Source organism: Cystobacter fuscus (genome assembly GCF_044360685.1).
In the GTDB taxonomy this organism is placed as follows: Bacteria; Myxococcota; Myxococcia; order Myxococcales; family Myxococcaceae; genus Cystobacter; species Cystobacter fuscus_C.
In genome coordinates, this window is record NZ_CP043491.1 from 5,024,910 (window position 1) to 5,038,807 (window position 13,898).

Genomic DNA, 13,898 nt, shown 5'->3' on the forward strand with positions numbered 1-13,898 from the left:
TCAGCGCGGCATGCGGTAGAGCACGATGCCCGAGCGCGGTGCGCGGAAGAGGTACTGCGCGCCGCGCTCCGCCTTCAGGGCGTACTCCGCCACGGAGCCGCCCTCCACCCCCACCCAGCGGGGCTTCAGCGCGTCGATGCGCGCGAGGTAGCGGGCCACGCCCTCGTTGCTCGGCACGTACTCCACGCGGGTGCGGTAGTCCCGGGCGAAGAACTCCCCGAGGAACACCACCGACTGGTCATACACCACCACGTCGCCCGCCTGCAGCTCACGCTCCTTGCGCTCACTCCACTCGGTGGGCCACAGCCAGTCCATCACCTGCCGCGTGGCGCGCTGCTCCGGACTCGAGCGCAGCAGGACGCCGAAGTGCCTCGGGAAGAGGAAGTAGTCGCGCTGGAGCACCTGGACACTCGCGCCCCGCCAGAAGGTGACGGCGGTGAGCGCGAGGAAGACGAGCGACAGGCCCAGCCGGGGCCCCATGTGCCGCAGCCGCCCCTGGAGCAAGCCCAGCGCCACCAGCCCCGCGGTGGCCACGCCCATCACGAACCTCGGCCACCAGGCCGACTGCACCATCAGCGACGCCAGCCCGAGCACCAGGATGGGCAGGTGTGTCTTCCAGTGCCTCGGGCGGAGCAGCTCGACGGCGAGCCACACGAGACACGGCACGAGCAGCCAGGAGAACAGCGGACCGAAGCCACCCGTGCGCACGTCCGGCCAGTACACGGGCTGTTCCACGTACCAGCTGCGCAAGAGCTGCATGAGCGCCCCCGGCGAGCCGAAGAAGAGCGGGCTCTCTCCCGGACGCGAGCCGTAGAAGACGGCGGGATCGAACAGGCCGGGCAGCTCGGTGCCCAGCAGGGGCAGCTTTACCTTGAAGGCCCACAGCGGGTTGCCCGTCTTCCACAGGTTCTGGAAGTACTTGAACGAGCCCACCGCCATCAGCGCGAGCACCGAGAGCACCAGGTCCCCAGCGCGCCGCCACCGCTCGCCCCGGGCGTGCCACAGCTCCAGCCCGCCCCGGACGGCCACCCACGGCCCGAGCAGCAGCAGGTGGAAGGCCCCCGTCATCTTCGTGCCCGCGTACAGCCCGAGCGCCAGCAGGCTCATCCACCGATCCCGGGGCGTGGGCCGCTCGCGCAGGAAGAACACCGCCGCGCTCAGGAAGGCGCCGCACGCCAGGTCCACGTGCGTGCTCCACATCTGCAGGAACATGGGCGGCAGGAGCATCCACGCCGCGCCCACTCCCGCCGCGAAGGCCGGCCGCGCGCCCACCTCCCGCGCCCACGCCGCCGTCACCGCCGCGCCCAGCACCGCGAAGGGCAGTTGCGAGCTGTCATCCAGCCGGTTGTCCAGGGGGAAGATGCAGTTCCACGCCGCCAACAGCTCGATGTTCTTCGGGTGGCTCTGCGTCCAGGGCACCGAGGTGTCGATCCAGTCCAACGAGCCCATCTGGATGGCGTACGCGGTGATGGGCACGTGGTACCAGACGGGATCCCACATCCAGGATCTGTAGAGCCACACCAGCAGCCCCGCGAAGAGCAGCACCCCCAGGGCGACCCCTGTGGTGAGCACGGCGGGCTCGCGCTCGCGCACGGCCTCGCGCAGCAGCCGCAAGGGGGCGCCCAGGTCCGAGCGGGCGAGGGCCCACGCTCGCTCACTCCCCAGGTGCCGTGAGGCCATGGCCGCCGCGAGCACGAACCCCACGGGCGCCAGCGCTCCGAGCCATACAGGCCGCAGCGCTCCCACGAGCCCCAGCGCCTGCATGGGCACGAGGAGCAGCGCGGGAGCCACGAGCAGGGTGGCGATGAGCCGGTGGAGGACACCGCGATCCGGGTAGAGCGCCGCCGCCACCCAGAAGGCCGCGCCCAGGCACATCGCCGTTTCGACCATCCAGACGAGCCATCCCACGAGGGCCCCCACGCCAGTCGTCAGTAATGCCAGGGAAAGCGCTTGTAGTCCTGGTCACGCTTCTCCAGGAAGGCATCGCGGCCCTCCTGGGCCTCCTCGGTGCCGTAGGCGAGCCGCGTGGCCTCGCCCGCGAAGAGCTGCTGACCCACGAGCCCGTCGTCCGGCAGGTTGAAGCCATACTTGAGCATGCGCATCGCCGTGGGGCTCTTGGAGTTGATGAGAGCCGCCCACTCCAGGGCGACCTCCTCCAGTTGGGCGTGGGGCACCGACGCGTTCACCATGCCCATGGCGGCGGCCTGATCCGCCGTGTAGTTGAGCCCGAGGAAGAAGATCTCCCGCGCCTTCTTCTGGCCCACCTGCCGCGCGAGCAGCGCCGAGCCGTAGCCGCTGTCGAAGCTCGCCACGTCCGGGTCCGTCTGCTTGAAGATGGCGTGCTCGCGGCTGGCGAGCGTCAAGTCACACACCACGTGCAGGCTGTGTCCGCCGCCCACCGCCCAGCCGGGCACCACGGCGATGACCACCTTGGGCATGAAGCGGATGAGCCGCTGCACCTCGAGGATGTGCAGCCGGCCGAGCCGGCCCGGATCCGGCTTGCCGGCCTGATCTCCCTCGTACTTGTAGCCGTCCTTGCCGCGGATGCGCTGATCTCCGCCCGAGCAGAACGCCCAGCCGCCGTCCTTGGGCGAGGGGCCATTGCCCGTGATCAGCACGCAGCCCACGTCGGTGCTCGTGCGCGCGTGCTCGAGCGCCGTGTACAGCTCGTCCACCGTCTTGGGCCGGAAGGCATTGCGGACCTCGGGGCGGTTGAAGGCGATGCGCACCGTGCCCTGATCCACGGCGCGGTGGTAGGTGATGTCCTCGAACTTGAAGCCGTCGACCTCGCGCCAACGCGCGGGGTTGAAGAGGGCGGAAACGGTCATGGGCGTGTCTCTCCTGGCCAGTGGGCGCGGCGGACCCTACCGCCCCCGGTGCTCGCGCCGCCAGTGTTCCACCTGTGCCACCTGCTCGAGATCCCTCGGCGTGCCTCGCTCCCGCTTGAGCGCGAGCAGGGTGTCCAGGTCCATCACCGGCAGGCCGTGGCTCAGTCGCGCCCCGGACACCAGGGTGCTCGTCTCCAGGGTGTCGTGTTCGTAGGTGCCATCGAGCACCAGGGGGCCCTTCCTCGCCCGGACATAGTACTTGCCACGGAGGGTCTCGAGCTCGAGCGGCACCCCCACGGGCTCGTTCCACACGGTGAGCGCCCAGCCGTCCTCCACGAGGAGTGCCGCCCAGTGATGGAGGTTGCCGGCGGAGGGCTCGAGGAGGAGATCGCAATCCGGCACGGGCTCGCCCCCGAGCGTGTCCATGAGCAGACGCAGCGCGAAGGAGCCGGTGAGGGCGAAGCGCACCCCGCGCGACTGGAGCCGGTGCAAGAGCTCCAGGTAGGCGAGGTGCTGGGAGGGCAGGGCGCTCATGCGGTGCGCAGCAGCACCTCGCGCTCCGGATCCCAGTCCGCGCAGAGGTTGCCATTGGCGTGGAAGACGAACTTGTGGATGACGCCCGAGTGGTGCCGGGCCTTCATGTCCTGGTAGTCCGAGGCCTCGAACGTCACCGAGCACTGGCCGCGCCAGCGCAGGCGCGCGTTCCAGTAGTAGTAGCCCCGCGTGACGTCCACCGGCTCGAAGTCCGAGCCGGGCCCGTCCGGCAGCAGCGGCTCGAGCAGGGACTCGATGGGCACCCGGTCTCGCTCGATGGTGCGCCAGGTGGTGTTGGGCTGGTAGAGCCCATGCAGCCGGGAGAACTCGCGGAACACCACGTCCGTCACCCCCAGCCGCTCCACCGCCCAGCGCAGGTAGTCCACCACGTCCGCGGGCGTGGCCACGCCCGTGCGCTGCACGATGCACACGAGCCGCACGGGCACATGGCCGCGCGCCGCGCGCACCGCCTCCTCGAACACCTCCTGCCGCGCCACGGGCTGGCCCGGGCGGAAGCGCATGATGCCGTCGTTGCGTGGGGCCTCGGGGTGGTGCCGGGAGATCTCCACGCGTGTCAGGCCGTAGCGCGCCAGCCGGGGCAGCAACACTCCGCCCGACGTCTCCGCGCACAGCCCCGCCGCATTGGAATAGAGGACCTTTTCCTCCACGTGCCCCGCGGGGTGGCGCTCGTGGGCCTCCAGCACGTCGAGCACCCCCAGCAACCACTCCGGCGCGTCCGTGGACTCGAGCCCGGACAGGGAGATGCCCAGGGGCAGGCCCTGGAGCGCGGCGAGCGCCCGGGCGAGCCCCTCCTGGTAGCGAGCGCCCGGCCGCAGGGAGGCCGACAGCCTCCCGGAACCGTGGGGCCGCAGCGTCTCCGAGCAGAAGACACAGCGGGCCGAGCATGGCTGGGCCGACGCGAAGGGGGTGAACGTCACCGGGAGCGCCACCGGCCACAGCCGGCCCTCGAGGGCATGCGCCCGGAGCTGCTCGGGGGGCGGCACCTTGTGGTGCACGGGCAGCGCGGCGAGGGAGGGCGGGAGCACGGCGGGCACGGGCATGGGGAGCGCCCGACTCTATAACGCGACACGCCCCCCTCCGGATGCTCTCGGAGGGGGGCGTCTGTCGACCGGACGGGCCGCCGGAGTCCTGCTCCGGCGCCCCGGTGTGCCGACTAGTACTGGTAGCGCAGGCCGAGCTGCACGCGCAGCGGCTGCTGACGCGAGGTGACCAGGCCGAAGTTGTTCACCGCGCCCACGGTGTCCGTCGTCGTGATGGCGGTGGGGGCGCCGAGGTTGAGCACGTTGAACGCGTCCACGATGAGCGCGAACTTCTGGCCGGTGAGCTGCGAGAAGTCATAGCTCACACGCGCGTTGACGGTGATGGTGTCCGGCAGGCGCAGCTCGGCCAGCTGGGTGCGATCATTGGCCGTGGTCGGCGTGGTGCCCACGGGCGAGCGCAGGATGTAGCCCGAGATGGAGGAGCTGGCCGTGTTGAAGCGGCGGGCCCGCGGCGTACCCGAGGCATAGCTGAAGCTCGGTCCGATGCTCAGGCCCTTCCAGGTGTACGAGCCCAGCAGCTTGAGCTGGTGCCGCGTGTCACCCAGGGCGTAGCCCGTGTAGAACTGCGTCTGGCGCGGGTTGTTGTACTGCCCGATGCCCGTGTTCAGCTGACCCATCGACTCGTTGCCCGGACCGTAGCGGAAGGACAGCGTGTAGGCCGCGTAGAACTCCAACTCCGGCGTCGGACGGCCGTCCAGGATGAAGTCCACGCTCTGGTACTTGATCCAGTTCGAGTCCGGACGGGTGTAGAGGGTCACGGTCGTCGGCTGGCCATTGTTGTAGCCGATGACGCGCGTGCCCGACGGATCCCACTGCCGGTTGATCTCCAGGCCGTCCCAGATGTTGGACATCACCTTGTAGGTGTACTCCACCGACAAGCCGGTGTTCTTGGCGATCTGGCGGCGCAGGCTGACCAGGATTTCATCCGAGTGCGGCGGCGTGTGGTTCTTGGCATCCACCTCGGTGGCGCCGGGGCCACCGCGCGAGGAGTTGTACTCGAACGTCTTGGTGTCCGGGTCGTACTGGTAGATGTTGGTGACCGCGGCAGGGCTGGCGTTGGCCGCGGCGAGCAGGGACAGGGTCTCGTTGGAACGACCGTAGAAGGCCGAGAAGATGGTCTTCGAGTCGCGCGTCAGGTCGAGCACCGCGCCCAGGCGGGGGCCGAAGCCCACGAGCTGCCCGGCGACGCGGCCGGAAGCGTCCTTGATGTGGCCGTGATCGAAGCGCAGACCGGGCATGATGGTGACCCAATCCACCGGCTTCCAGCGATCCTGCACGTACAGGCCGTAGCCCATGCCGCGCTCGATGGTGTTGTACGGAGCGGTCTCCTCGTAGGTGTTGCAGCCCACGCCCGTCTGGAGATCGTTGCACAGACCGGCTTCGCCTTCTCCGCCGCCCGCGTCGTAGTAGGTGCGTCCGCCGGGAATCCGGAAGGAGTAGCGCCGCTGGATCATGCGGCCCTGGAAGCCCGCCTGCGCCTCATGGCGCTGACCGAACAGGGTCCCCTTCTGGGACACGGACAGGTCCGCGCTCAGCGTGTAGCGCGCATCCGAGGTGTCATCGGTGTCGTTGTACCAGACCGTGCCATCATCGTCGTTGTTGTGCTGCGGACGATTGGGGTCATACGTGATCGTGGGATCTCTGTAGGACCTGCGGATGGCGTCCAGGTCGAGGTCGCCGTAGATGCCCTGGGGCCCGGAGCTGATGGTGTTCGTCTGGGCGCCCACCGTGGCCCGGAAGGTCGTCTCCGCCGTGGGGAAGTACTCCCAGTTGAGGATGCTGGACCAACCGCCCTGCCGCTGCATGCGGGCGGCGATCGGCGTGATGGCGTTGGCGTAGGTCCCGTTGTTGAAGTCGGCGAACGGGAAGATGGCCGGGTCCGTCATGAAGGACAGGTTGACGCGGCTGCGCGAGCCCGGTGCCCACGTCAGCTTGCCGCGGAACAGGTTGCTGATGGCCTGCCGGTTGGGCGCCTGGAGGTTGAGCGGCGGGCCCGCGGGAACGGACGCCTGGTTGTTGCTGTACTGGTAGGACAACGCGAACCAGAGCCGCTCCTTGAGGATGGGGCCACTGAAGTTGATGTTGCCCTGGTAGCTCTGGGTGGGCGGACGGACCGTGAGGTTGAAGGGCTTGGAGCCCTCGAAGTGGTTGGAGCCGAACTGCCCCGGAGCCGACAACTGGTAGTGGTTGGCGTACAGCGAGGCGTCCGCGTGGAACTCATCCGAGCCCTGGGCCGAGATGAGGTTGATGACGCCGCCCATCGAGTTGTACTGCGCCTCCATACCGCCGGTGAGGATGGCGAAGGAGGAGATGGAGTCGAAGTTGATGTTGGCCGAGAAGGTGTTCGTCACCGGGTCGGTGATGTCGATGCCGTCCACCAGGTAGCGGTTCATGATGGAGTTGGCGCCGCGCACGTCCGGGTTGGCGCCTCCGCTCACACCGGCCACCTGCTGGGCCACGTTCTGGTAGCTGCGGCCCGAGGCGATCTTGGACTGGCCCGTCGCGGAGAGCACCGCGCCGGACTGCGTGGACTCGGGACGCGTGCCGGGCGACTCGTACTCGACGACGATGTTCTCCTCGGCGTCGGACTCCACGTTCCACGTCACGTTCAACGGGCTCGTCTCGCCCTGGCGCACCACCAGCTTGCGCGTGATGGGCTTGATGCCCTCGAGCTCGAACCGGACGGTGTACTCACCGGGCGGCAGGTCCGTGGCGAGGAAGTAGCCGTCCGGAGCGGTGGCGATTTCCTTGGCGCCACCGATGAGCGAGGGCGAGGTGAGGGTGACCTTGGCACCCGGCAGCGGGGCCTGGGTTCCCGCCTCGCGCAGCCGGCCGTCGATACGGCCGTTGAGTTCCGCGCCGAACGCCGCGCCAGAGCCGCCGAGGGACAGCGCGAGCGCGAGATGCAACCACTTGATGTTCCTGGATTTCATGGGCGTTTGTCTTCCGGGCTCGCGCTATTGGATCTGCAGGCAATAGACGTAGGGATCACCACCGGCCGGGCGCTGGAGGGACGCGCTGAGGACAGGGTCACTCTCGATGTCCGTGGCGCTCGTGGGCAGTGCGTTCGCGGCACTGTCGCCTCCCGTGTCATAGGTCCAGACCTCGCACACCGGCGAGTAGCCCGGCTGGCCACGGCGGGCCGTGAGCACGTCATAGCCCCCACCGAGGGACACGGCCTTGCCGCCCACCGTGGAGCGGGGGTAGTACAGCTTCTGCGTCCCGAACTTGCCGTCCTCCGTCGTGGGGATCTGCCCGCCGTCGAGGTAGGCCAGGAGGTACTGGTTGTACCAGCCCCACTTCTGGAGGCCGACGCCGTTCGCCGGAGCCCCATTGCTGCCGCGCACGGCCGCGCCCGGCTCGATGATGGCGAAGGCGTGGTAGGTGCCGTCGGGCTCACCGACCCGCTTGCCCGTGGAGGGATCGGCATCGGAGAGCGCCAGCGTCACGTCCTTGCCCTCGTGCTCGGCCACGGTGGTCTCGCTCTTGATGGCCTGGCACTTCGCGCCCTTCGACGTCACCGGCACGCGCGCGACGATGGGCACATACGACCACGTGGGCGTGGCGCCCGGGTTGTACGCGGCGCGCGGCAGCGCGCTGAAGATCACACCCTGCTCGTCGTACCTGATCCCGTCACGGACGAGGTCGAAAGAATATCCCTCGGGCACATCACAGCGGTCGAACACGTAGGCACTGGGCGTGGGCAAGGACTCCGCCGTCAGCGCGACCTCCTGCGGATCCTCCGCCGGAGCTGCCCGGAGGGCCGCGAGCTGGTCGGAGGACAACGGGAATCTGAAGTAATCGGTCGTGGCCCCCGCCACGTTGGCTTTCAGGGCCACGAATCTGCCGGAGCCCGCGCGCTGGCGGTTGGCGCCCGTGCCCAGATAAGCGGCCGGGAAGTTCTGCGCATCCACCGGGCCCGAGTTGACCTCTTCTCCCGTCCAACGATCGTAGGGATTGCAACCGCCCAGCCCCATCAGGGCGAGCGAGAGCGGGACCACCATCCGCTGCACTCTCATCAACAGCCTCCCGTCACGAAGGGTCGGCGTGAGCGCGCACACACGACGGCCCTGCTCCGTCCCTTCGCGAGCTATCTCAACTGGCGTTGCTTGGTTTTCCGGATCACCCCTCCGGTAATCCGGTGGACCGCGAGGTCCTTGGACTTCACTCCCGAGTAAACGGGAGTGCGACACTGGATTGATACAGGAGCGTTATCCCACTTGTAAAGATGGATGGCCGACAAAAACCAGCGGCACTCCTTGCGGACCGGAAGTCCCGTTCCTGGACGCCGCCCGCGCGACAGGCGTGGTCGAGGATTTCGCTCGGGCCGTAAGGGGCGGGTGCTTCCAGAGCCTCGCCCCCTCCGGCTCGGCTCACGGCAGGGACAGGCCGAGCCGCTGGCGCAGGCGCAGGAAGTCGTCGCCGAGCACGTACGAGAGCAGTTGCTGCAGGTCGGTGCGCTCGCGCAGGGCCTGGAGCAGGGGCTCGGTGTGCTCCAGGCGCGAGTTGGCGAAGTTCGGATCCTCCTTGAGCACGAGCGAGAGGCCCACCGATACATCTCCGCACAGGAGCGCGCCCGCCCGGTCCGCCGACAGTGCGAGGCCCTCGAGCATGGGCACCAGCTCCACCTTGGACTGGGGACCCAGCTCCAGCGCGGCCGGCTCCAGGGCCTTGAGCGCCTTGCGCGAGTAGGCGCGGCGGTACTGCTTCACCAGCTCCTCGTTGTTGCGCCCCAGCGCCGTGAACTGCGGGGCGAAGATGCGCACCGAGTTGCCGAACAGATCCAGCGTCTCGCCGCGCGACAGCTTGGAGAGCACCGCCGTCTTGTTGAACAGGCCCATCACCGTGCGGCCGATGAGGAACTTCTGCTCGCGGGCGTTGAAGCGGCGCACCACGTCCTGGCCCACGCACACCGCGAGCGGCTCTCCCGTCTCCAGGGCGAGCAGTCCGCGGCGCGACTGGTACACCTCGAACTCCTCCACGCCGAACACCTGTGCCACGGCGCGCACGGCCTTGAACACGGCGTGCTCCGGCTTGAGCTTGTCGTCCTTGCGGTTGACGCCCAGCAGCTCGAACTGCGGCGGGTGCAGCTTGCCGAGCTGATCTCCCACGGCCCGGAGCACCTCGAGCAGGGGCCCGCGCGCGGACGGGTGCGTGAGCGCCGTGTCGAGATCCGCCACGCTCAGCCGCTCCTGCGTCTCCAGGGGCAGGCGGTTGCGCATCTCCGTGTAGAAGATCGCCTCCGCCTCGTTCGTGGCCCGCAGGAAGTGCAGCACCGACGCGGCGCAGAAGGCCTTGTCGTTCTGCTTGAGGCCCTCCCACAGCCGGAAGAGCGCGTGCAGGCTCTCCACGCGCGTGGGCTCCAGGCGCAACAGGTGCCGGTGCTCCTCGATGGCGAGCTGCGCCGACGCCGCGTCGCGCATGTACAGGTTGGCGAGGGCCGCGCGCGCCGCGATGTTGCCCGGCTCGGCCTCCACGATCTGCCGGTAGAGCGTCACCGCGCGCCCGGGCTCGCTCAGGGGACCCGCGCTCAGGTCGGCCACCTTCAGCCGCAGGGTGACCGCGCGCTTGCTGTCTCCCGCGCCCTGGGCCTGCGCGGACTGGGTCTCCAACATCTGCGACAGCTCGGGCAGCTTGCCGGCGCGCTCGTACAGCGTCGCCAGCCTGTCCACGAGCGTCATGTCCCCCGGGCTCAAATCCAACGCCTGGCGGTAGAGCGCGGAGGCCGTGGCGAGATCCCCCAGCCCCTGCTCATGCACCTGCGCGAGCGTCACCGTGTGGCGCGCGCGGTCGGCCACCGGCAGCTCCAGCTCCAACAGCCGCCGCAGGCAATCCATCGCCCCCGTCCAGTTGCGCACCTGGAGGAAGAGCGTCGACAGGCGCTCGAGCACCTCGACGTTGTGCGGCATCGCCTCGCGCGCGGCGTGCAGGTGCACGGCGGCATGGCTCGGCTCGGCCAGGTGATCCTGGTACAGCGCGCCCAGCGTGAGGTGCATCCTCGCCACGAGCGCGGGATCGCCTCCGAGCTCGACGCGCTGGGTGAGCGTGGCGGCGGCCTCGGCGTAGCGCCGGTGCTCCAGCAGCAGGTGCGCGCGCAGCTCCAGGGCCTCCAGGCTCGTGGGCCGCAGGGACAGGGTGCGCTCGAGCAGCTCCAGCGCACGCGCCTGGTCTCCCACGCCCGTCAGGTACGTCTTCGCCGCGTGGAGCAGGGCCTCGGCGGCCGCGTCCGTGTCTCCCTGGGCCAGCCGTGCCTCGGCGCGCCGCTCCTGCATCAGCGCCAGATCCGCCGCGCCGCCCCGCGCCGCCAGCAGCTCCTCCAGGCCGGCGGTCGCCGTCGCGTCCAGGGGATCGCGCTCCAGCGCCTTGCGGTACAGGGAGATGGCGCCGTCCGCGTCCTGGAGGGCCCCCGCGGCCAGCCGGGCCGCGGAGATGAAGGACTCGATGGCGCCGCGGGGATCGCGGCTGGCGTTCGCCTCGCTCTCCAACAACACACGGGCGGAGGCCGCATCGCCCCGGCGGGCCAGCACGCGCCGCAGGCCCTGCAGCGCGGGCAGACACTGCGGCTGCAACTGCAACACCGCGCGGTAGGCCTGCTCGGCGCGCAACGAGTTGTTCAGCTTGCCCTCGTCCAGGTCCGCGCAGCGCAGCATCAACTGCACGCGCTCCATCTCGTCCGTCACCACCTGGAGCCGGCGCAGGTACAGCTCGGACAGGCCGGCCGCGTCACCCGCCTGGCGCAGGGCACGCTCCAGGCCGAAGGTGAGCCGCACGTCGCGGGGATTGGCCGCCACCGCCTGCCGCAGCGCCTCGAGGTCCACTCCCTTGTCCAGGTCCGCCGCGGCGTTCACCCGCAGCGCGAGCCCCAGCCGCGCGTCCTTCACCAGCTCGGACAGGCGCAGGCGCAGCTCGCCGCGGCGCGCCCGGTCTCCCGCGCGGATGCGCTCGAGCGTCTTGAGGGCCGACAGGTGGCCGGGCTCAAGCGCGAGCACCGCCTCGCAGCACTGGGCCGCGCGCGCCGGCTCCTGGAAGTGATCCAGGTAGAGCCGCGCGAGCTTCATGTACGCGGACACCTTGGCGCCCGCCGTCTGGCCCATCTGCGTCTCGCGATCCAAGAGCGCCACCAGCTCCTTCACGTCCTCGTCCGCGAGGAACAGCCGCTCCAGGGCCCGCAGGGTGGCGGTGTGGCCCGGAGAGAGGCGCAGCACTTCCTGGAACACCTCGATGGCCATGTCCGGCCGCTTGAGCTGATCCTCCCAGATGGTGGCCGCGTGGTAGAGCGCGTTGGCGCGCTCCATGGGATCCGTGCGGTTGGCCGCCTCCGAGCGCAGCACCTCGATGAGGCTCTCCCACGCGCCCTTGGCCTTGTAGAGCCGCGCGAGCGCGCGCAGCGCCGGGAAGTGGCTGGGCGCCAGCGTGAGCACCTCCTGGTAGGAGGCGACGGCCTGGCTCTCGTCCTTGAGGCGGTGCTCGTACAGCTCGCCAATCTTGTGGATGAGCGCCGCGGCCGCGTCCGGGTTGGTGGAGAACTCCGCCTCGGTGCGGTACATGCGGATGAGCTGCTCCCACTTGCCCTCCTGCGAGTACAGCCGCCCGAGCGCCTTGAGCGCCGGCAGGTACGAGGGCATCAGCGTGAGCACGCGCTCATAGGCGGCGATGGCGCCCGGGCGATCCTTCAGGTGCTCGTCGAGGATCTCCGCGTTGCGGTGGTAGAGCGCGAGCACCTGCTTGGTGTCTCCCACCAGCGAGGCCTCCAGCTCCTGGTTGCGCAACAGCTCCGGGAAGTTCCCCGCGCGCTCCAGCAACCGCGACAGGTTGCGCACGCTTTGCAGATGATCCGGCGCCAGGTCGAGGATGCGCCGCATGCACTCGATGGCGTGCGCCAGATCGTTGAGCCGCTCCTCGTGGAGGATCGCCACCTTGTTGAGCGTGTCGATGATCTGCTCGCGGTCCTGCGTCTGCAGCAGATCCTGCTCGTACATGGCCACGAGATCGGCGAAGCGGCCCTGGCGCTCGTAGAGGTTGATGAGGGCCTTCTGGGCGGGGAAGTAGCCCGGCTGCACCTGGAGGCAGGCGGTGTAGCGCTGGATGGCCTCCTCCTGCCGGTTGAGCCGCTCCTCCATGACCTCGGCCGCCTTGTACATGCGCGCGGCCTTCTCGCGGGGCTCCTGGGTGGCGGCGGCCTCGGCGTCGAAGACGGAGACGAGCCCCTCCCAGTTGCGGGTGCGGAAGTAGAGCTTGCCCAGGCCCGCGAGCGCCGCGGCATGGCCGGGGATGCGCGCGAGGATGGCCTGGTAGCGGGCGATGGCATCCGTGTCGCGCTTGAGGTCCTCCTCGTACAGCGCCGCCAGACGCAGGTTGATGGCCACCAGCTCGCTCTCGTCGCCGATGCAGCCCACCCACGCCAGCAGCACGTCCGCCAGCTCCTCGAAGCGGTGGCGCGTCTCGTAGATGTTGGCGAGCGCCGAGAGGATGAGCGACTCGTTGGGGCTCACGCGCCGCGCGTCGAGCAGCGCCGCGAGCGCCTCCTCCTTGCGCCCCAGCCGCTCGTACATCTTGCACAACTGCAGCCAGGCGGACGCGCCCTGGGGCCCGAGCACCTCGGCCTCGGCGGTGAGCACCTCGAGCAGCTCCTCGGCGCGGCCCTCGCGCACGGCCACGCGCTTGAGGGCGTTGAGCAGCAGGGGATCCGCGCTGTCCAGCCGGAAGGCCTCGCGGAAGCACACGGCGGCTTCCGCGGTGCGCTTGAGGCGCTCGTCGAGCACCAGGCCCGCGGCGGTGAGGTAGTGGGCGCGCAGCGCGGGCGTCTCCAGCGCGACGGCCAGCAGCCGGTACACCTCCACGAGCGCGGAATGATCATTGCGCGCGGCGTAGAGCGCCTCGAGCTGGGTGAGCAGCGCGGGATCCCGCGGCTTGAGCTCCAGGCACTGGGCGAAGGCGGCGCTGGCCTCCTCCGCGCGCCCGAGCCGCTCCTCGAGCAGACTGCCCTTCTCGAAGAAGAGGGCGGCGCGCTCGGAGGGCTCCTCGGTGGCGTTGAGCTCCGCCTCGAGCAGCTGCACGGCCATCTGCCAGTTGCCCACGTCGGCGAAGAGGCGGCGCGCGGCGCGGATGTTGGAGAGGAAGCGCGGGGCGATCCGGTAGGCCTGGTTGTAGGCCATGGCCGCGTTGCGGGGATTCTTGAGCGGATCCTCCCAGAGCCGGCCCATCTCATGGAAGAGCAGGGCGGCCTGGGGCTCGGTGCCGAGCGCCCGCGCCTCGCGCTCCAGGCTGGCGATGCGCTCGCGGGCGTCCTGCTCGGGGCTGGAGGCGGCGGGCGGCAGTGCGCCCAGGTGCGAAGCGAGGGCCTCGGAGACGGCGGGGCGGGCGGGGGCCTGCACGGTGGGGATCGCGGAAGCACCCGTGGTGCTCCAGGTGGGCGACCTCGGCAGGTCGTTGCGCTCGCTCATGGGAAAGCCCTCTCCGACAGGGAAGAAGCGTG

Annotated in this window: 7 protein-coding genes; all 7 read right to left on the minus strand. The window is 69.9% G+C overall.

All coding sequences use genetic code 11. From position 1 onward, the window contains the following. Positions 1–1,908 carry a hypothetical protein gene (locus F0U63_RS20745; protein WP_395847643.1) on the minus strand — a complete coding sequence of 636 codons (1,908 nt, stop codon included), beginning with the start codon at positions 1,906–1,908 and terminating at the stop codon, positions 1–3. 20 nt (positions 1,909–1,928) lie between these two features. Further along, entirely contained in the window at positions 1,929–2,828 is a 900-nt protein-coding gene (locus F0U63_RS20750; protein WP_002627103.1) for a 1,4-dihydroxy-2-naphthoyl-CoA synthase, read from the minus strand. A 36-nt stretch (positions 2,829–2,864) separates the two neighbouring features. Continuing rightward, complete coding sequence (locus F0U63_RS20755; protein WP_395847644.1) at positions 2,865–3,362, minus strand: hypothetical protein; 498 nt, start codon at positions 3,360–3,362, stop codon at positions 2,865–2,867. After that, a complete protein-coding gene (locus F0U63_RS20760; RefSeq protein ID WP_395847645.1) occupies positions 3,359–4,423 on the minus strand; it encodes a radical SAM protein in 1,065 nt (354 codons plus the stop codon). The genes F0U63_RS20755 and F0U63_RS20760 overlap by 4 nt, the downstream gene beginning before the upstream one ends. A gap of 113 nt (positions 4,424–4,536) precedes the next feature. Then, positions 4,537–7,356: a carboxypeptidase regulatory-like domain-containing protein gene (locus F0U63_RS20765; protein WP_395847646.1), complete on the minus strand. Its 2,820-nt coding sequence runs from the start codon at positions 7,354–7,356 to the stop codon at positions 4,537–4,539. A 24-nt stretch (positions 7,357–7,380) separates the two neighbouring features. Beyond that, positions 7,381–8,442 (minus strand): hypothetical protein, encoded by a 1,062-nt coding sequence (locus tag F0U63_RS20770; RefSeq protein WP_395847647.1) that lies wholly within the window; start codon positions 8,440–8,442, stop codon positions 7,381–7,383. A gap of 354 nt (positions 8,443–8,796) precedes the next feature. Then, complete coding sequence (locus tag F0U63_RS20775; RefSeq protein ID WP_395847648.1) at positions 8,797–13,866, minus strand: Adventurous gliding motility protein K; 5,070 nt, start codon at positions 13,864–13,866, stop codon at positions 8,797–8,799. Positions 13,867–13,898 lie beyond the last annotated feature (32 nt).